Source organism: Streptomyces melanogenes, from assembly GCF_014649795.1.
GTDB lineage: Bacteria > Actinomycetota > Actinomycetes > Streptomycetales > Streptomycetaceae > Streptomyces > Streptomyces noboritoensis.
Genome location: NZ_BMTS01000006.1, coordinates 102031 through 120287 on the forward strand (window position 1 = coordinate 102031; position 18257 = coordinate 120287).

Here is an 18257-nt window from a genome sequence, read left to right on the forward strand (position 1 = left end):
CAAGAGCCCCCGCACCCGCCGCCCCGAAGGGTGACGAGCGCGGGGGCTCGGTGGTGCCGGGTCAGCCGGCGAGGACGTTGGTCAGCCGTGCGGCTGCCTTCCCGCCGAACAGGGCGAGACCGCAGTAGAAGTCGATGCGGGTGCGGTAGACGGGCTTGTCGTGGGACTCGCCAAGGTCGGTTGCCTGAACCCCGCCGTTGGTCAGGCCGGTGACCCCGGAGTCTGCTTCCGTGGACCCGAAGCGCACGGCGTAGATGTCGCCGGTCTGCTTGCCGCCGGTCCCGGCAGTCATCGGGAGTACGTCGGTGCCGTCGAGCTTCTGCCCGGCATCCAGGAGCGGGATGCCCTTCCAGACCGGGGCGCGCTTCCCGGCGATCTCGGCCGAGAGGAGTTCGGCACCGCCGAGCCGCCGGAATCCGGACTCGATCTTCGCCCGGAGCGCGGCGTTCATGTACAGCGCTCCGTTCGTGCCGTTGAGGCCGCGCACCTGAGCGACGAGCGCGTCCAACGCGTCAAAGAAGTCATGGCCGTTGGCGACCGGGCCGACGCCCTTCGCGTCCAGGACCTGGCCGCCGAGCAGACGCTTGCGCAGTCCGTCGAACCCCTTCGGGTTCACCTCCACATCGCCGTTGAAGAACTGGTCGGCGAAGTGGACGGAAGCGGCCTTGACCTTCATAGCGGTCTGTACGGCCCGCTGGTCGTTCAGGTTGCCCCGGGTCTGCACGATGAACTTGTCCACGTCAGCATCCCCACCCAGGATGGCGAGCGTTTCGATCCGCTGGTTCAGCGTGCCCGTGCTCTCCGGGTAGGCCTCATTCACGCCCCGGAACGAGACCCCGGGAAGCGTGGACTCCTCGTTGTATCGGTAGGCGTTGCCCGCCACCTGTATCAGCGGGAGCCGGTCCAGGATCGGCGACTCCTGGACGAACGTTTCGATCACACCGCGCTGAAGCTGATCAAGGGAGAGCTTGGCGGATTCAGCAAGGGTAAGAGACATAACTGTTTACTCCTGAAAATAGCGAAGAAGGCATTCGGGGTCAGTCCCAGATGTCCGAGTCGTTGTCCTCGGATTCCGGCGGGACGATGCCGGTTCGGGCGCTCGGTGAGAGGCCGAGTTCTCGTATGTAGCGCGCTAGTTGGGTGCGGTACTGCCCGGCGATGGTCGCAGCCCCGTTCTTCACCGTCCCGCGCTCGGCGGTCACGATCAGTCCGCGCTCGGAAAGGTCCCGCTCCGCCTGGTCGATGCGGGCAACGCAGATGCAGAGGTCCTTGACCGTGGTGTGGTCCACTTCGCCGATCCCGGCGGCGACTTCCAGAATGGGGACGATGCGGCGCCACTCCTCGGACGCCACTTCCCGGCACCGGACGTTCGCTGATTCAACAGCGGGATCGGATGAGGGCGGGAACACCCCGGACCAATCCGGCTCGGCGAGGATCGCGCGAGGCACGATCACGCCCTCTTTGATCGCAGTCTTTGAAGGGTTGCCCTCACGCGCCCGCTGAACGGCCGACTTGGGCCGGTATCTATCTGCCATGCATTCTCACTTCCTGATGTCGGCCCCGTTCGGGGCCTTCCAAAAACGTCCGCAGCACCGGTGCAAGTTTCTGCGCTCACTGCCGATTCGGAGCGAAGAGGCATCGGGAGTACCCGCCTGGTCAGAGACTCAGAACCGGCGAGGCTTGATACGTTCAGCGGCCCAACCGCCAGGTTGATGCTTCGCGGTCTCGCGGTTATGACACGTCGCGCACAACGGACGAAGCCTGTTCGGCGCGTCCGGATCGGCTACGCCCTGCGCAACCAACTGCCGCCGCGACAGCGGGAAATGGTCGGCAACCGTGGCCGTGCGACCGCACAGCAGACACCACGGGTTGCGGTACAGGTACGCCTTACGGATGCGCTGCCACCGTGTGTCATAGCCCCGTTCGGCGCTCGTTCCACGCTGTTGCTCGGCCTCGCGTCGGTGAGCCTCACAGCGGCCACCACGGGCAGTCACCTCGGGGCAGCCGGGGACAGAACAAGGGGGGCGGGGTCGTTTAGGCATGGGGGATCCTCACGGCCAGCAGGCCAAATGTGTGCGTCTATCAGTAAAATTTCTTTCTATTCGCTCTACCTCCGCCACCCCGCGCTATGTGGTCAGCCACGAACGCCACCCCCTACACATGGGAGCGACAGCAACACCCCCAATGGCAGGAGTGGCAGTGCCAAGTCCGCGTACCCAAAAGCCCCGCTCGGCTCCACAGGTCGACATCCGCTGTGGCCCCGTGCACGTCACAATCCAGCGCATTCCGGGGTGGTTGGTCACTGCCATGACAACGGCCGCAGGAGCCGGAATCACCTGGTGGACAAGCCGCTAGCCGGTCGCCGGGATGCCACGGCGTAGGGTCCCGAACTCGGTCCGGGTCTTGAGCTGGTGGCACCCGTGGCACAACACCTGAACGTTGCTGTCCACGTCCTCGCCCCCGAGGGACAGCGGACGTACGTGGTCGACATCCACCCCGTCGGCGGGGAAGTCGCCCATGCACCAGTCGCACCAGGCCGAGCCCCGTTCCTGCACTCGTCGGCGGAGCCGTGCAGCAGCGTCATACCGCTTGGCCCGTCGTCGGCTCCGTGCCCGTCGAGTGCGGACCGTGGCCCGCCCCTCGAACGTCGCGTGGTGAGCCTTACAGCGGCCCCGATGGGTCGCGGGCGACGCTGGTTCCGAGCGCCGGACACTCAGACCGCCTGATGTCCCCCTGTAGGGCGGGTGCGCGGTAGTTCCGCTCTCTCCGTGGGAGTAGTAGGGACCGAGAGATTCCCGGGGTGGCGAGGTGGTGAACGAAGCCCCAAATCTGTTTTCTCTAGAGTTTTCTTATACGACCTAGGAAAAGGGTCTAACCCACCACCTCACCACCCCTCGCTCCGCCGGTGGCGCTGGCCAGCGGAGCGAGGGGCGCCGCGTGGCTGTCATGCAGCGTCTGCGGGGTGCGTGGTGCGCGGGCAACGCTGGTGAGAGTCGGGCACTCGGACCGCCGGGTGTCCCCCTTGGGGTGGGTGCGCGGTAGTCCCGCTCTCTTGCCCCAGTAGTAGGGACCGAAGGTGTTGCGCGGTGCTGAGGGTGTCGGCAGAGACCCTGTTGGCGGGATGGCTGTCCTACCCGGAAGTAGTAGGGCCGGAGAGATTCCCCGGGACGGCTCGGTGTGACGCTGAGGGGGGCTGTTTCTGTTTTTCTTCTACTTCTCATAGAGAAAAGTGAAAAAGCCCTTCCAGCGTCACACCGTCACGCTTGCTTGCCCGCTGGTGGCCCTCGCCGACGGGGAGCGGCGCGGCAAGAGGGGCGCTGTGCGCCTGTCTGCGGGCAGAGGAAAGCCCCAGCGGTCGAGGACTACCGGGGCTCCCCTATGGTCAGTTACGCAGCCGTGGCGAGTGCCTGCGGGGTCAGGTTGCGGTGCGCCTTCGCTCCGGGCGTGGGCGCGTGGTCTGGGTTGTTCTCGGTGGCGACTTCATCGGCCACGGTCACGTTCTCTTCAATGGCGGGGTCCAGGTCCCCGGTGATGGTGAACTCCACCCGCCGAAGGTCGAGCTTGCGCCACCCACCCCGCGTTCCGCGCTTGACCATGAGCCGTGCACCTGCCTCTACGAGCATGGTGCGCCGTGCCATGGTGTCGGCGCTGTTCCAGTCGTCGCCGTAGGTGCGGCCGGTCGACAGGACTTCTCGGCGGGGCTCGGTCTTCTCCCGTGCTTCCAGCTCTGCCAACCGGGTTTCCAACGCGTCGGCGCGCTTCTGCCAGGCTGCCATGCCCGCCTTGGACTTGCGGCGGCCCTTCTGCTCGTCGTGCTCCTCCATCTCCGCCACGGTGGCGTCAATCTCCGGCTGAGGGTCATAGCCCGGTATCTCCGTGACACGGGTGATCTGCACGGGGCCGACCAGCCGCAGGAACTCGCCGTTGACGTACTGCTCGACCCAGTCAGCACGCACCGTGGACGGTGCGGGGCAGTTCGCCCCGTACTTGTAGGAAGAGCACTGGTAGTAGCCCTTGTTCAGGTACATCCGGCCCTCGCAGCCGTCGCAGTGGATCACGCGCAGCAGCAGTGCCCCGGAGTCCTTGCGGACGGGCGAACGCTCGGCGACGGGCTTGGGGGCGAGCAGCGCGCCCACCTGGTCGAACTCCTCGCGGGTGAGGATCCCCTTTTCGGCAGCCATGACCGGGGCGCCCTGGTCGTCGCGCACGGGGTTGCCCCGGTGCATCTTCCAACCCATGATCGCGGGGGACGTGAGCATCTTGACGATGGTCTTGTCCCGCCACCGCGCGGGCTTCCGCTTCGGCCTGTTCGTCTCCTCGGGCTCCGCGCCGCCGTTCTTCGTACGGGTCCGGTAGGCGGCCCAGTGCGCGGACGGGGACAGCACACCGTCAGCGTTCAGCATCCGGGCGATAGTGAGTGGGGCGAGACCGGCCACCAGCGCGGCAATGATTCGCTCAATGACGGTGACCGCTTCGGGGTCCGGGACGAGCGTCCAGCCCACCCCACCATGTTCGGCGGGCATCGGGGCAGGAAGGTAGCCGTAGGCGGGCTGTCCACCACCACGCCACCGAAGCGGCATCTTCCGCATGGCTGCCTGTGCACCAGTTACGCGGTCTTTGATGCTCTGTCCCTCGACCTGCGCCGCGAACGCGAACATCATCATCATGAGTTCGCTCATGGGGTCCATCGGGTTGCGGAAGTCGAAGACAAGCCGACCCGTGCCACCCAGACCCTCGGCGAAAACGATCATCTTGCGGTGCTTGCGGGCCCACTTCGCAAGCTCATGCATGTCGACCATGGACCGGGATAGCCCGGTCGAAGCGCCAGAAGACAAGGGCGTCGAAGTCGTCGGGGCGCTTCAGCCACGCGCCGAGCTGCGGACGCTCGAAGGGGCCGACCTTGGACGCGGACACGTCCAGGTCGACCGCTTCGCGCAGTGCGTCACCCTCGCCGAAGTCGATGCCGAGGGCTGCCGCCGCCTGGTCGTCGGATTCGCGCTGACGCTCGGGGCTGGTGGTCTCATCCGTACGGACCGACAGTCGGATGCACCGCACCCCGCGCAGGGTCTCGGTAGCTTGAGCCAGGATTCCTACAGGGGTGTATGCCTTATCCATGCCCCCTGTGGGGACCGAGGGTGTTGCGCTGCACCCGGCGGTGCCTCGCGCCACTTCCTCCTCTTCCCGGGCTCTGTGGGAGAACGAAGGGTTCCGCGACTGCTTGACCTGCGACGATGCCGCCATGGGGCCGAATCTCCAGAACTGTCAGTCTGGAACTTCGGGGCTTCCCTAAACCCTCCGGGGGTGGGGGTGGACTGGGGTGGGTGGGCTTCCCCGGAGGCTGCGCCCCCGAACCCCGCCGCGGGGCCTGCGGCCCCTGCACCCCGCTTCTTTCGTCTGCGGACCGTGCCGGGTTGCTCGCGCAGTTCCCCGCGCCCCTAACTACCTAGGGGCGCGGGGAACTGCGCGACCAGTGGGGGACGGTCCGCAGACGAGCTCAGAGGGGTCTGGGGGCGCAGCCCCCAGCAGCCCGCCCCGACCCACCACCCGGCCGCCCGCCAGAGGGCTTTCGGGAAGGGGCGGGGTGGGGAAGACCTCCCGCCGCGCCCTAGGGTGCACCCCGTGTACCTCCCCCTACTCGCCGCCGCCTGGGGCGCCCCCCTCGGCTGGCTCGTGCCGCGCGCCGCGTACCGGCTCGCCGTGGAGGCGGGCGAGCCCCCCCGGGCCGCCTGCCCGGAGGGCCACGCGCTCACACGATGGCTCGGCCCCCCGCCATGCCGACAGCGCGGCGCGCGCAGATGGGCCGCGGCGACAGCCATCGCCGCCGCCACCCTCGCCACCACCACCGGCCCCCGCCCCGAACTGGCCGTCTGGCTGCTCCTCCTCCCGCTCGCCGCCCTGCTCGCCGCCGTCGACGCCCGCGTGCACCGGCTGCCGGACTTCCTCACCGTCCCCCTCGCCGCCACCGCCGCCGCCCTCCTCGGCGCCGCCGCCCTCACCCCGCACCACCAGGGGTCCTGGCGGCACGCGCTGCTCGGCGGACTCGCCCTGGGCGGCGCGTACTTCGTGCTCTTCCTGATCAACCCCGCCGGCCTCGGCTTCGGCGACGTCAAGCTCGCCGTCGGCCTCGGCGTGGTGCTCGGCTGGTACGGCTGGGGCACCCTCTTCACCGGCGCCTTCGCGGGGTTCGCGGCCGGCGGCACGTACGGCCTGGGGCTGATCCTCGCGCGCCGCGCCGACCGCCGCGCGGCCATCCCGTTCGGCCCCTTCATGATCGGCGGTGCGTACCTCGGCCTGCTCCTCGGCGGCCTCGCCGCGTGAATATGCCGCCCCTGGGCCGTACAAGGCGCGTAGGGTCCGCAACATGGCGCAAACCATCCGTAACCACAACACCCGCACCTTCGAAGACCTGATCGCCGAGGCGGCGGCCGCCCCCGTGGACGGCTGGGACTTCTCCTGGCTGGACGGACGGGCCACCGAGGAGCGGCCGTCCTGGGGGTACGCCCGTGCCATGGCCGCGCGCTGGGCCCGGGCCACGGCCGCCCTCGACGTGCAGACCGGCGGCGGCGAGGTCCTGGCGGCCGTCCCGCAGCTGCCGCCGCTCGCGGTCGCGACCGAAGGGTGGCCGCCGAACGTCGCCCGGGCCACCGCCCTGCTGCACCCGCGCGGCGTCGCGGTGGTGGCCGACGCCGACGAGCCGCCGCTGCCGTTCGGGGACGGCGCCTTCGACCTGGTGACCAGCCGTCACCCCGTCCAGACCTGGTGGCCGGAGATCGCCCGGGTGCTCACCCCGGGCGGTACCTACTTCTCCCAACAGGTCGGACCCGCCAGTGTGTTCGAGCTGGTGGAGTACTTCCTGGGTCCGCAGTCCGCCGACGTCCGGGGCAGGCGCGACCCGGGCAAGGCGCGCGCCGAGGCCGAGGCCGCCGGGCTCCAGGTGGCGGACCTGCGCCAGGAGAAGCTGCGCACCGAGTTCCACGACATCGGCGCCGTCGTCTACTTCCTGCGCAAGGTGATCTGGATGGTGCCCGGCTTCACGGTCGAGGAGTACGAGGACAAGCTGGCGGCGCTGGACGAGCAGATCCGTACCGACGGGCCCTTCGTCGCGCACACGACACGGTTCCTCATCGAGGCGAGGAAGCCCCTGCGCTCCTCCTGAGCGCCCTAGCATCCGACCATATGGAACGGATGCGGACAATCAGCAACGAAGTGTCCTCGCTGCGGCTGCGAGGGGTCGCCGCGATTCCCAGCCGCCGGGGCCCGCGCACGGCGCCGCCCGCCCTCCTCTGGTGGGGGTGGGCCGCCGCACTCTTCCTGCTCTACGCCGCCGTCGGCGCCCGCCGCCAGGCGCTGATCCGCACCACCGGCTACGACCTCGGCATCTTCGAGCAGGCCGTGAAGGCGTACGCCCAACTGCGCGCCCCCGTCGCCCCGTTGCGCGGCGACGGGTTCAACCTCCTCGGCGACCACTTCCATCCCGTGCTCGTCGTCCTCGCGCCGCTCTACCGGATCGCCCCGTCGCCGTACACCCTGCTCTTCGCCCAGGCCGCCCTGCTCGCCCTGGCCGTCGTGCCGCTCGCCCGCCGCGCCCGGCAGGCGCTGGGCCGCCGCGCCGCCCATGTCGTCGCCTTCGCGTACGGGCTGAGCTGGGGCATCGCCTCGGCCGTGGCGTTCGACTTCCACGAGGTGTGCTTCGCCGTCCCGCTCGTCTCGTACGCCCTGGAGGCGCTGGCCCTGCGGCGCTGGCGGGCCGCGGTGGCCTGGGCCGCGCCGCTGCTCCTGGTCAAGGAGGACCTGGGGCTGACCCTCGCCGCGATCGGCGGGTACATCGCCTGGAAGGGGCGGCGCCGGCTCGGTCTCGCGACCGCCGCCGCCGGGCTGCTCGGCAGTGCCCTGGAGTTCAAGGTGCTGATGCCGTTCTTCAGCCCGGCCGGCACCTACGCCCACGCCGCCAACCTCGAACCCGCCCACGGCTCGCTGCTCGCCACCCTCGCCTTCGCCCCGCTCGACGCGGTACGCCCCGAGGTGAAGGCCACCACCCTGGTCCTGGTCTTCGCCCCCGCCGCCCTGATCGCCCTGCGCTCGCCGCTCGCCTGGCTCGCCGTGCCGACGCTCGGCTGGCGGATGCTCTCCCAGAACGCCTTCCACTGGGGCACCTCGTTCCACTACACGGCCGTGCTGATGCCCGTCGTGCTGGCCGCCATGACCGACGCCCTGGCCCCCTACCGGCGCCCCGGCGACGCCCTCGCGCGCCGCCACGTACGCGCCTCGCTCGCCACCACCGCGGCCGTCACCCTGGTGCTGATCCCGTCCTTCCCGCTCGCCCAGCTCGTCCACCGCTCCACCTGGCGCTCCACCGCGCACATCGCCGCCGCCCGCGACCTGCTGCGCCGCATCCCCGACGGCGCCACCGTCGCCGCTTCCAACCGCCTGGTGCCCCAGCTCACTTCACGTACCGACGTCGTGCTCTTCCCGACCTACCCGGTCCACTGGCGGCTGTACGACACCGGCGCGCCGGTGCCCCCGCCGACCGCCCAGTGGATCCTCTACGACCGGGTGCCCGCCGAGTCCTGGCCCTACCCGCCGGGCTACTGGCCGTACCCGAAGGACCGTCAGGAAGCCGAGCTGGTCAAGGCGGAACAGGCCTACGGATACCGGATCGTCGCCCAGCGGGACGGAATCACCCTGCTCAGACGTTGAGGACGGCGACGGACGTACGAGACGAGGGAGAGCCATGGGCAGGCACACCAAGGGCGGCATCAGCTACAGCTGCGGCCTGGACGCGGCGGTCGACGTGGTCGGCGGCAAGTGGAAACCGCTGATCCTGTGGGCGCTGCACGACGGCACCTACCGCTTCGGCGAGCTCCGGCGCCGGGTCGAGGGCGTCACCGAGAAGGTCCTCGTCCAGCAGCTGCGCGAGCTGGAGACGGACGGGATCGTCCACCGCGAGGTCTACGGGGAGGTGCCGCCCCGGGTGGAGTACTCGCTGACACCGCGCGGCCAGGCGCTCAACACGGCACTCACCCCCTTGGGTGAGTGGGGTGAGGCACACATGGAGTGGATCCTGGAGGTGAAGGCCGGCTCACGCAGCGTGGCCTGAGCCGGTCCGCACCGCCCTGACCTGCACGGTCAAAGAAGCGTTCCGGCACCGGGTCCCCCTTGTGGGTCAGCCCTGGGGGGTGCCTTCTCAGTGCCTCCGCGGTTTCGGAGCGTAGTTTCGGCACGCCGTGGCACCCAGGACCACTTACGAAGGGTTATGGTGGAAACCCCCCCTCGGGCCGGTCCGTATCCCCCCCACGGACCGGCCCGTTTTTTGTCGGCACCCTCCGGCGCCGCTTCCTGTGAATCCGCTGTCAGTTGGCGATCACCTGGGTGATCAGCCGCGCCCGGCCCAGATGTTGGTGCCCGCGGTGTCCACGGCGAAGGTGTCGATCTCCTTCAACTCCTCGGCCGTCAGCGGCGCTCCGGCGAGCGCCGCCACGTTCTCCTCCAGCTGCTTCACGCTGGACGCGCCGATGAGCGCCGACGTCATCCGCGGGTCGCGCAGCACCCAGGCGATCGCCAGCTGGGCCAGCGACTGGCCGCGCCGGGCGGCGATGTCGTTCAGCCCGTTGAGCCGCCGGGTCACCTCGTCGCTGAGCAGCTGCGGGTCCAGCGACTTGCCCTGGGTGGCCCGCGAGCCCTCCGGGATGCCCTTCAGGTACTTGTTGGTGAGCAGCCCCTGCGCCAGCGGCACGAAGGAGATGCAGCCCATCCCGGCGTCCTCGAGCGTGTCGAGCAGCCCGTCGTCCTCGGTCCAGCGGTTGATCATCGAGTACGACGGCTGGTGGATGAGCGCCGGGACGCCCATCTCCTTGAGGATCCGCGCCGCCTCGGCGGTCTGCTCGCTGTTGTACGAGGACACGCCCACGTACAGCGCCTTGCCCTGCTGGACGGCGGACGCCAGCGCGCCCATCGTCTCCTCCAGCGGGGTCTCCGGGTCGAACCGGTGCGAGTAGAAGATGTCGACGTAGTCCAGGCCCATCCGGCTGAGCGAGGCGTCCAGCGAGGACAGCAGGTACTTGCGCGAGCCCCACTCGCCGTACGGACCCGGGTGCATCAGATACCCGGCCTTGGTGGAAATGATCAGCTCGTCCCGGTACGCCCGGAAGTCCTGGCCGAAGATCTTCCCGAAGTTGAGCTCGGCGGAGCCGGGCGGCGGGCCGTAGTTGTTGGCCAGATCGAAGTGGGTGACGCCCAGGTCGAAGGCGCGGCGCAGGATCGCGCGCTGCGACTCCAGGGAGCGGTCGTCGCCGAAGTTGTGCCACAGGCCCAGGGAAAGCGCGGGCAGTTTGAGGCCGCTGCGGCCGGTCCGTCGGTACTCCATGGAGTCGTAGCGGTCGTCGGCGGCCAGGTAGTGGAGGGGGAGTGATTCAGTCACGTTTCCCTGCTTATCACGGACTTGTGACAGGCCGAGTTGGGCCGCTGTGACCCGTCCGCAGTACTGTGCCTTCCTCGGGGGTGCCCCCAGGCCCGTCAGGCACTGGGCGAGGGCCGTGCGATGCCGCGGCGGCCCCCGGAAGCAACGAGAGGGTGGAATCGGTGAACTTGCGCGACCTGGTGTACGGGCTCTACGCACGCCGGGTGGAAGGCCGCCTCGACCACGACCAGGTGCCCAAGCACATCGGCGTCATCCTGGACGGGAACCGGCGCTGGGCGAAGGCCTCCGGCGGCAGCCCCGAACAGGGCCACCAGGCCGGCGCGAGCAAGATCCACGAGCTGCTCGGCTGGTGCGCCGAGACGGACGTCGAGGTCGTGACGCTCTGGATGCTGTCCACGGACAACCTGGACCGGCCCGACAACGAGCTGGTCCCGCTCCTGGGCATCATCGAGGGCGTGGTGCGCGACCTGGCCTCGGACGGCCGCTGGCGCGTCCACCACGTCGGCAACATGGACCTGCTGCCCGGGCGGACCCAGTCCGTACTCAAGGAGGCCGAGCAGGCCACCCACGACGTCGGCGGCATACTCGTCAACGTCGCCGTGGGCTACGGCGGCCGCCAGGAGATCGCGGACGCGGTCCGCTCGCTGATCCTCGACGCCGCCTCCAAGGGGACCAGCTTCGAGGAGCTGGCCGAGATCGTCGACGTCGACCACATCTCGGAGCACCTCTACACCCGCGGCCAGCCCGACCCGGACCTGGTGATCCGCACCAGCGGCGAGCAGCGGCTGTCCGGATTCATGCTGTGGCAGTCCGCTCACTCCGAGTACTACTTCTGCGAAGTGTTCTGGCCCGCCTTCCGCAAGGTGGACTTCCTGCGCGCGCTGCGCGACTACGCGGCGCGCCACCGGCGGTACGGGACCTGATCCGTCCCGGCATGTCCCACCGCGTCACGATCCGTTCCGACGGGTCCTGACCGGGAGTCAATCCCTTTGGTCCCCACCAAGCGCATATGCCTGTGCATGGCCGCGCTTGTTCGAGGGAATACCCCCTCCAGTTGAACGGCCAGAAGTGGCCGCTCACCCGGGAGGCCCTTTGCACCAGGACGCACGTGCACTGTGCACGGACGGAGCGGAGGGCCGGCGCTCGGCCCGCGCATCGTGGCCACAGCCCGGCCCCCACCCCCGCGACGCCGTCGCACCCCGACCTCTTCCGAGGGGGTACGTCCTTCCGTGGTGACCAGCACAAAGCGCCGCATGCCCGACCGGCGCACCTACGTCCTCGACACCAGCGTCCTGCTGGCCGACCCCAACGCCATGGCCCGGTTCGACGAGCACGAAGTGGTGCTCCCGATCGTCGTGGTCACGGAACTGGAGGCGAAGAGGCACCATCCGGAACTCGGCTATTTCGCCCGTCAGGCCCTGCGCCTGCTCGACGACTTCCGGGTCCGGTACGGACGCCTCGACGCTCCCATCCCGCTGGGCGACCTCGGCGGCACGCTCCGCGTCGAGCTCAACCATTCCGATCCCGGCGTGCTGCCCGCCGGCTACAGGTTGGGGGACAACGACTCACGGATCCTCGCCGTCGCCCGCAATCTCCAGGCCGAGGGGTACGACGTCACCGTCGTCTCCAAGGACCTGCCGCTGCGGATCAAGGCGTCGTCGGTAGGCCTGCTCGCCGAGGAGTACCGGGCGGAACTGGCCATCACCGACTCGGGCTTCACCGGAATGTCCGAACTGTCGCTCTCGGGCGAGCAGGTGGACCTTCTCTACGAGGAGGAGACGCTCTACGTGCCGGAGGCCGCGGGCCTGCCGGTCCACAACGGACTGGTGCTCCAGTCCGAGCGGGGCAAGGCCCTGGGCCGCGTCACGGCCGACGGCAACATCAGGCTCGTCCGGGGCGACCGGGAGGCGTTCGGCCTGCGCGGCCGCAGCGCCGAGCAGCGCATCGCGCTCGACCTGCTGCTCGACCCGGACGTCGGCATCGTGTCGATGGGCGGCCGGGCCGGCACCGGCAAGTCCGCGCTGGCCCTCTGCGCGGGCCTGGAGGCGGTCCTGGAGCGCCGCCAGCACAAGAAGGTGATGGTCTTCCGCCCGCTGTACGCGGTGGGCGGGCAGGAGCTCGGCTATCTGCCCGGCTCCGAGGCCGAGAAGATGGGCCCCTGGGCCCAGGCGGTGTTCGACACGCTGTCGGCGGTCACCACCCGCGAGGTGATCGAGGAGGTGACGTCGCGCGGCATGCTGGAGGTCCTGCCGCTCACCCACATCCGCGGCCGCTCCCTGCACGACGCCTTCGTGATCGTGGACGAGGCCCAGTCGCTCGAACGGAACGTCCTGCTGACCGTGTTGTCCCGGATCGGGGCGAATTCACGGGTGGTCCTCACCCATGACGTGGCCCAGCGGGACAACCTGAGGGTCGGCCGGTACGACGGAGTGGTCGCCGTCGTGGAGAAGCTGAAGGGCCATCCGCTCTTCGCGCACGTCACCCTCACCCGCTCCGAGCGGTCGCAGATCGCCGCGCTGGTGACCGAAATGCTGGAGGACGGCCAGATCTGATCCCGTACGTCACCATAGGCGCCGTCCGCGAAGCCGTTGAGCTTAGCCGGGCGGCGCCTCTTCGTGTGCCGGATCCCGCAAAACCTGTGGGGCGGAGGGGATGTGAGGTTTCACACGCAACGGGGAATTGCCTTGCGGCGTCGCTCTCCGGCAGAGTCTTGCATCCGTCAGGCCCCGCATACGGCACACCTGTACCTCGTAACTCAATAGCGTCGCCGTATGCCGCCCGAGCACCACGCGGCGCTCCCGCAAGGGAGTTGCCCACCGGGTCAGTTCCTCCCGTGACCTGAGCAGTTGGGAGGAGAGAGCCAGGGGCACGATTGCGTCCGTCAGGTCACCAGCGCGGGCGCTGCTGGAAGGAAACCGTGTGAGCCGGATCTCGGTCCGGGGATTCGCGGTGGCGTCAGCCACTGCGGTCACCACCGTCGGTGCCGTCGTCGGCGTTGCCTCGGGCGCGCCGCAGTCCACCTCGAACGACAACGTCGAGGCGACCGCTGCCGACACGACGCTTCTTGCGGACATACCCGCGGGCCAGCAGGCCCAGGTGCAGACCGCGTCCTTGACGCAGCAGGCGGACGCGCAGTCCGCCCAGGCGAGCGCCGCGGCGAAGAAGTCCGCCGAAGAGGCCGCCCGCCTCCAGGCCGCCAAGGACGCCAAGTCCAAGAAGGAGTCGGCGGACGAGAAGGCGAAGGAGCGCGAGCAGGAGCAGATCGCCAGCCGGTCCGCGACCCGCGACCCCGCCTCGTTCCCGCAGCAGAGCTCCTACACGGTGGAGCAGGTCAAGGCCATCGCGCGGCAGATCGTGCCGGCGGACCAGTTCCAGTGCTTCAGCAACATCGTGAACCACGAGTCGACCTGGAACTACCTCGCGGTCAACTCCAGTTCCGGCGCGTACGGCCTGGTCCAGGCGCTGCCCGGGTCCAAGATGTCCTCGGTGGGCGCGGACTGGCGGACCAACCCGGCCACCCAGATCAAGTGGGGCCTGAACTATATGAACTCCAGCTACCACAGCCCGTGTGGCGCCTGGTCGTTCTGGCAGGCCAACAGCTGGTACTAGGGCAGAATCTTTGCCCTGGGCAACTCAACCTTTCGAAGCCCCTCGCCGTCCTTCGGTGAGGGGCTTTGCCCGTGTACGGTCGGAGGCGACGACTCCGGGTGGGGGGAGTGGTGGGGACGCGCGGCGGGGGAAAGGGAAACGGCGGCATCATGTCGAAAGTGCCGGGGCTGCTCGGGGCGCTGGGCGCCGGTCTGACCCGTATGGGAGAGCGGCTGGACGAACGCCGCGTCGAGACCGAGGCGCGCGCGGACGCGGACGCGGGCCTGGACGGGGCCGCCCGCCCGGCGCGCAGTGACGATTCCGCAGTAGCGGCAGCCGTCCCTTCGCAGGCACCGGTCGCGGGTCCTTCGCAGGTGCCCGCGCCGGGTCCCGCACAGGCGCCCGCCGAGGTTGTCTCGCAGGTGCCCGCCGCGGTCCCGTCACAGGAGCCCGCCGCCACCGGGGCCGAGGAGGCCACCGCCTCCGCCCGTCAGGTCGCCCCCGACCACGTCCCCGCGCCTCCCGCCTACGCCCCCGCCGTCGCCGCGCGGCCCGACCCCGTGGCCGCCGTGCCGTGGGGGATGCGGGTCGCCGCCGAGATCGGCTGGCGCCTGCTCGTGCTCGCGGGCACGCTCTGGGTGCTGATGCGGGTCATCAGTGCCGTACGGCTGGTGGTCCTCGCGTTCGTCGCCGCGCTGTTCATCACCGCGCTGCTCCAGCCGACCGTCTCCCGGCTCACCCGCAGGGGCCTGCCCCGGGGCCTGGCGACCGCCGTGACCGCGATCCTGGGCTTCATCGTGATGGGCCTGATCGGCTGGTTCGTGGTCTGGCAGGTCATGGACAACCTGGACACGCTCTCCGACAAGGTCAGAGCGGGCATCGAGGAACTCAAACGCTGGCTCCTCAACAGCCCGTTCCACGTCACCGAGGACCAGATCAACCAGGTCGCCAAGAACCTCAGCGACACCATCGGCCACAACACCAACGAGATCACCTCGGCGGGCCTCCAGGGCGTGACCGTCCTCGTCGAGGTGCTCACCGGCATCCTGCTGGCGATGTTCTCGACGCTCTTCCTCCTCTACGACGGGAAGAACATCTGGCACTGGGTGCTGCGGCTGGTCCCGGAGCAGGCCCGGCCGGCGATGGAGGGAGCGGGGCCGCGCGCCTGGCGCACGCTCACCGCGTATGTGCGGGGCACGGTGATAGTGGCCCTGATCGACGCGATCTTCATCGGTCTGGGGATCTACTTCCTGCACGTCCCCATGGCCGTGCCGCTCGCCGTCTTCATCTTCCTCTTCGCCTTCATCCCGCTGGTGGGCGCGGTGATCTCGGGCGCGCTGGCGGTGGTGGTCGCGCTGGTCACCGAGGGCGTGTTCACGGCGGTGATGGTGCTGGCCGTGGTGCTCCTGGTGCAGCAGATCGAGGGGCACGTGCTCCAGCCGTTCATCCTGGGCCGCGCGGTCCGCGTCCACCCGCTCGCGGTGGTCCTCTCGGTCGCCGCGGGGGGCCTGATCGGCGGCATCGGGGGCTCGGTGGTGGCGGTGCCGCTGGTGGCGGTGACGAACACGGTGGTGGGGTATTTGCGGGCTACGGCGAAGGAGAACGCGTTGCGGGCGGCTGAGGGGCCACCGGAGCCGTAGCGCGGTCGTTCGTCTGCGGACCGTGGATGGCTGGTCGCGCAGTTCCCCGCGCCCCTAAAGGGTCGGCCCCGGTCCCGCAAATGCGGAACCGGGGCCGATCACGTACTACCTAGGGGCGCGGGGCTGTGACATTTGCGCCTCCGGCGCGTGGGCGCGACCAGCCACAGCGGACCCGCAGCAAGCCACGGACCTACTCGGCCAGCACAGCCTCGGCGTCCAGCGTGACGCCCACCGCCTGGATCACGGAGGCGATCTTGAACGCCTCCTGGATCGTCTCGCGGTCGACGCCGGCCTTGCGCAGCACCTGCTCGTGCGAGTCCAGGCACTGGCCGCAGCCGTTGACCGCGGAGACGGCCAGCGACCACAGCTCGAAGTCGACCTTCTCCACGCCCGGGTTGCCGATGACGTTCATCCGCAGACCGGCCCGCAGCGTGCCGTACTCCGGGTCGGAGAGCAGGTGGCGGGTGCGGTAGAAGACGTTGTTCATCGCCATGACCGCGGCGGCGGCCTTCGCGGCGGTGTACGCCTCGGGGGAGAGGTTGGCCTTGGCCTCGGGCTCCAGCTCGCGCAGGACCTTCGGCGAGCGCGCGGCGATGGCGCAGGCGAGGACCGTGCCCCACAGCTGCTGGGCCGGGAGCTCGCTGTTGCCGATGACCGAGCCGAGGTTCAGCTTCAGGTCCTTGGCGTAGTCCGGCAGGGCGGACTTCAGTTCGTCGAGAGCCATGTCAGGTCAGTCCGTTCACTCGCCGGAGAGCAGCGCGACCGGGTCCAGGGTGTTCTCGCCCTTGGTCCAGTTGCAGGGGCACAGCTCGTCGGTCTGGAGGGCGTCGAGGACCCGCAGGACCTCCTTGGGGTTACGGCCCACGGAACCGGCGGTCACCATCGTGAACTGGATCTCGTTGTTCTGGTCGACGATGAAGACAGCGCGCTGCGCGAAGCCGTCCTCGCCCTCGATGCCGAGGTCACGCATGAGCTCGTGCTTCGAGTCGGCCATCATCGGGAAGGGCAGGTCGGTCAGGTCCGGGTGGTCCTTGCGCCAGGCGTGGTGCACGAACTCGGAGTCGCCGGAGAAGCCGAGGATCTGGGCGTCACGGTCGGCGAACTCGTCGTTCAGCTTGCCGAACGCGGCGATCTCGGTCGGGCACACGAAGGTGAAGTCCTTGGGCCACGCGAAGACGATCTTCCACTTGCCCTCGTAGGTCTTGTGGTTGATCTGCTCGAACTCCTTGCCGCTTTCCAGCGACACGCAGGCGGTCAGGTCGAACTCGGGGAACTTGTCACCGACAGTGAGCACGCGCTCTCCTTGCGAACGGGAAGGGTCCTTTTTGGGGGCTTCCCTGGGGGTTGGACGGATTACGGATGGTGTCACAGGAGGCATTGATCAGTGAAATAGCTAGACTCGGTCATCGTGATCGGAGGTGCTTATCAGTGGCCATAAGTAATGGAGCGGGCGGCGTGGGCGCGCAGCGGGGCCGTACGGCGGTGAAGCCCGTCAAGCAGCCGAGCCTCGCGCAGCTGCGGGCGTTCGCGGCGGTGGCCGAGCATCTGCACTTCCGGGACGCGGCGGCGGCGATCGGGATGAGCCAGCCCGCGCTGTCCGGGGCGGTCTCCGCGCTGGAGGAGGCGCTGGGGGTGCAGCTCCTGGAGCGCACCACGCGCCGGGTGCTCCTGTCGCCCGCCGGGTCGCGCCTCGCCGTGCGGGCGAAGGCGGTCCTGGACGCGGTGGGGTCGCTCCTGGAGGAGGCCGAGGCGGTACGGGCGCCGTTCACCGGGGTGCTGCGGCTCGGGGTGATCCCGACGGTGGCGCCGTATCTGCTGCCGACGGTGCTGCGGCTGGTCCACGACCGGTATCCCGAGCTGGACCTGCAGGTCCACGAGGAGCAGACGTCGTCGCTGCTCGACGGGCTCGCGGCGGGGCGCCTGGACGTCCTGCTGCTCGCGGTCCCGCTGGGCGTGCCCGGGGTGACCGAACTCCCGCTCTTCGACGAGGACTTCGTGCTGGTGATGCCGCAGGACCACTGGCTGGGCGGGCGTACGGACGTGCCGCGCGAGGCGCTGCGCGAGCTGGACCTGCTGCTGCTCGACGAGGGGCACTGCCTGCGGGACCAGGCGCTGGACGTCTGCCGGGAGGCGGGGCGGGAGGAGGGGGCCGCCGTGACGACGACGGCCGCGGGGCTGTCGACGCTGGTGCAGCTGGTCGCGGGTGGGCTGGGGGTGACGTTGCTGCCGCGTACGGCTCTGCGGGTGGAGACGTCCCGGAACGAGCGCCTGGTCACCGGGTACTTCGCGGATCCGGCGCCGTCGCGGCGGGTGGCCCTTGTGATCCGGTCCGGGGCGGCGCGGCAGGGGGAGTTCGAGGAGTTCGCGGGGGTGTTGCGGGGGGCACTGGGCGTGCTGCCGGTGCGTTTGTGCCCCTCCCCGCCCCTTCCCTGAACCCTCCGGGGCGGGTGGGGGGTGGAGGCTCGTTTCCCGGGGGCTACGCCCCCGGACCCCTGTTGCGGGGCCTGCGGCCCCTGCACCCCGCTTCGCGTTCGTCTGCGGGCCGTATGTGGCTGGTCGCGCAGTTCCCCGCGCCCCTAAACGGCTCGCCATCGCCATCGCCGTCACCCGCA

At 69.7% G+C, this 18257-nt stretch carries 17 protein-coding genes; 9 read left to right on the plus strand and 8 right to left on the minus strand.

What is annotated here, in order from left to right; all coding sequences use genetic code 11:
* Positions 1-61 precede the first annotated feature (61 nt).
* The 5 genes from IE252_RS15120 to IE252_RS43175 form a co-directional block, all read right to left on the minus strand.
* Positions 62-997, minus strand: coding sequence for a major capsid protein (locus tag IE252_RS15120; RefSeq protein WP_190089922.1), 936 nt, complete (start codon positions 995-997; stop codon positions 62-64).
* 40 nt (positions 998-1037) lie between these two features.
* Positions 1038-1535, minus strand: a complete 498-nt coding sequence (locus IE252_RS15125) for a phage terminase small subunit P27 family (RefSeq protein ID WP_190089923.1) — start codon at positions 1533-1535, stop codon at positions 1038-1040.
* 816 nt (positions 1536-2351) lie between these two features.
* Complete coding sequence (locus IE252_RS43170; protein WP_229848372.1) at positions 2352-2519, minus strand: HNH endonuclease; 168 nt, start codon at positions 2517-2519, stop codon at positions 2352-2354.
* A gap of 867 nt (positions 2520-3386) precedes the next feature.
* Positions 3387-4790 carry a recombinase family protein gene (locus tag IE252_RS15135; RefSeq protein ID WP_229848374.1) on the minus strand — a complete coding sequence of 468 codons (1404 nt, stop codon included), beginning with the start codon at positions 4788-4790 and terminating at the stop codon, positions 3387-3389.
* Complete coding sequence (locus tag IE252_RS43175) at positions 4783-5115, minus strand: recombinase family protein (protein ID WP_229848376.1); 333 nt, start codon at positions 5113-5115, stop codon at positions 4783-4785. The genes IE252_RS15135 and IE252_RS43175 overlap by 8 nt, the downstream gene beginning before the upstream one ends.
* Positions 5116-5619: 504 nt before the next feature.
* On the opposite strand from IE252_RS43175, the gene IE252_RS15140 reads away from it, so the two are divergent.
* Genes IE252_RS15140 through IE252_RS15155 form a run of 4 tightly spaced genes read left to right on the plus strand, consistent with a single transcriptional unit; the run spans position 5620 to position 9097 of the window.
* A complete protein-coding gene (locus tag IE252_RS15140; RefSeq protein ID WP_190089924.1) occupies positions 5620-6318 on the plus strand; it encodes a prepilin peptidase in 699 nt (232 codons plus the stop codon).
* Between the two features lie 43 nt (positions 6319-6361).
* On the plus strand, positions 6362-7156 hold the full coding sequence (locus IE252_RS15145) for a class I SAM-dependent methyltransferase (RefSeq protein WP_190089925.1): 795 nt from the start codon (positions 6362-6364) through the stop codon (positions 7154-7156).
* 29 nt (positions 7157-7185) lie between these two features.
* The gene (locus IE252_RS15150) at positions 7186-8697 is read left to right on the plus strand and encodes a DUF2079 domain-containing protein (RefSeq protein WP_190089926.1); all 1512 of its coding nucleotides are present in this window, start codon (positions 7186-7188) and stop codon (positions 8695-8697) included.
* 34 nt (positions 8698-8731) lie between these two features.
* Positions 8732-9097 carry a winged helix-turn-helix transcriptional regulator gene (locus tag IE252_RS15155; protein WP_190089927.1) on the plus strand — a complete coding sequence of 122 codons (366 nt, stop codon included), beginning with the start codon at positions 8732-8734 and terminating at the stop codon, positions 9095-9097.
* Between the two features lie 276 nt (positions 9098-9373).
* On the opposite strand, the gene mgrA is transcribed toward IE252_RS15155, so the two are convergent.
* Positions 9374-10417 carry an L-glyceraldehyde 3-phosphate reductase gene (gene mgrA / locus IE252_RS15160; RefSeq protein ID WP_190089928.1) on the minus strand — a complete coding sequence of 348 codons (1044 nt, stop codon included), beginning with the start codon at positions 10415-10417 and terminating at the stop codon, positions 9374-9376.
* Between the two features lie 161 nt (positions 10418-10578).
* Between mgrA and IE252_RS15165 the strand changes: the two genes are divergently transcribed.
* The 4 genes from IE252_RS15165 to IE252_RS15180 all read left to right on the plus strand — a co-directional run bounded on the left by IE252_RS15165 (position 10579) and on the right by IE252_RS15180 (position 15645).
* Positions 10579-11340: an isoprenyl transferase gene (locus IE252_RS15165; RefSeq protein ID WP_190089929.1), complete on the plus strand. Its 762-nt coding sequence runs from the start codon at positions 10579-10581 to the stop codon at positions 11338-11340.
* A 306-nt stretch (positions 11341-11646) separates the two neighbouring features.
* Complete coding sequence (gene phoH2, locus IE252_RS15170) at positions 11647-12969, plus strand: RNA 5'-3' helicase PhoH2 (RefSeq protein ID WP_190089930.1); 1323 nt, start codon at positions 11647-11649, stop codon at positions 12967-12969.
* A 367-nt stretch (positions 12970-13336) separates the two neighbouring features.
* Entirely contained in the window at positions 13337-14026 is a 690-nt protein-coding gene (locus IE252_RS15175) for an aggregation-promoting factor C-terminal-like domain-containing protein (RefSeq protein ID WP_190089931.1), read from the plus strand.
* Positions 14027-14175: 149 nt separating this feature from the next.
* Entirely contained in the window at positions 14176-15645 is a 1470-nt protein-coding gene (locus IE252_RS15180) for an AI-2E family transporter (RefSeq protein WP_229848378.1), read from the plus strand.
* Between the two features lie 190 nt (positions 15646-15835).
* On the opposite strand, the gene IE252_RS15185 is transcribed toward IE252_RS15180, so the two are convergent.
* A complete protein-coding gene (locus tag IE252_RS15185) occupies positions 15836-16369 on the minus strand; it encodes an alkyl hydroperoxide reductase (RefSeq protein WP_190089932.1) in 534 nt (177 codons plus the stop codon).
* 15 nt (positions 16370-16384) lie between these two features.
* Complete coding sequence (locus tag IE252_RS15190; protein WP_031083404.1) at positions 16385-16939, minus strand: peroxiredoxin; 555 nt, start codon at positions 16937-16939, stop codon at positions 16385-16387.
* Positions 16940-17100: 161 nt separating this feature from the next.
* On the opposite strand from IE252_RS15190, the gene IE252_RS15195 reads away from it, so the two are divergent.
* The gene (locus IE252_RS15195; RefSeq protein ID WP_229848380.1) at positions 17101-18078 is read left to right on the plus strand and encodes a hydrogen peroxide-inducible genes activator; all 978 of its coding nucleotides are present in this window, start codon (positions 17101-17103) and stop codon (positions 18076-18078) included.
* Positions 18079-18257 lie beyond the last annotated feature (179 nt).

Excerpts from the sequence above, each read along its gene's own strand:
- IE252_RS43175 (WP_229848376.1), bottom strand. The coding sequence starts at position 5,115 with ATGGATAAGGCATACACCCCTGTAGGAATCCTGGCTCAAGCTACCGAG.
- IE252_RS15145 (WP_190089925.1), top strand. The coding sequence starts at position 6,362 with ATGGCGCAAACCATCCGTAACCACAACACCCGCACCTTCGAAGACCTG.
- IE252_RS15120 (WP_190089922.1), bottom strand. The coding sequence starts at position 997 with ATGTCTCTTACCCTTGCTGAATCCGCCAAGCTCTCCCTTGATCAGCTT.
- IE252_RS15150 (WP_190089926.1), top strand. The coding sequence starts at position 7,186 with ATGCGGACAATCAGCAACGAAGTGTCCTCGCTGCGGCTGCGAGGGGTC.
- IE252_RS15180 (WP_229848378.1), top strand. The coding sequence starts at position 14,176 with ATGTCGAAAGTGCCGGGGCTGCTCGGGGCGCTGGGCGCCGGTCTGACC.
- IE252_RS15155 (WP_190089927.1), top strand. The coding sequence starts at position 8,732 with ATGGGCAGGCACACCAAGGGCGGCATCAGCTACAGCTGCGGCCTGGAC.
- IE252_RS15125 (WP_190089923.1), bottom strand. The coding sequence starts at position 1,535 with ATGGCAGATAGATACCGGCCCAAGTCGGCCGTTCAGCGGGCGCGTGAG.
- IE252_RS15135 (WP_229848374.1), bottom strand. The coding sequence starts at position 4,790 with ATGCATGAGCTTGCGAAGTGGGCCCGCAAGCACCGCAAGATGATCGTT.
- IE252_RS43170 (WP_229848372.1), bottom strand. The coding sequence starts at position 2,519 with ATGGGCGACTTCCCCGCCGACGGGGTGGATGTCGACCACGTACGTCCG.
- IE252_RS15185 (WP_190089932.1), bottom strand. The coding sequence starts at position 16,369 with ATGGCTCTCGACGAACTGAAGTCCGCCCTGCCGGACTACGCCAAGGAC.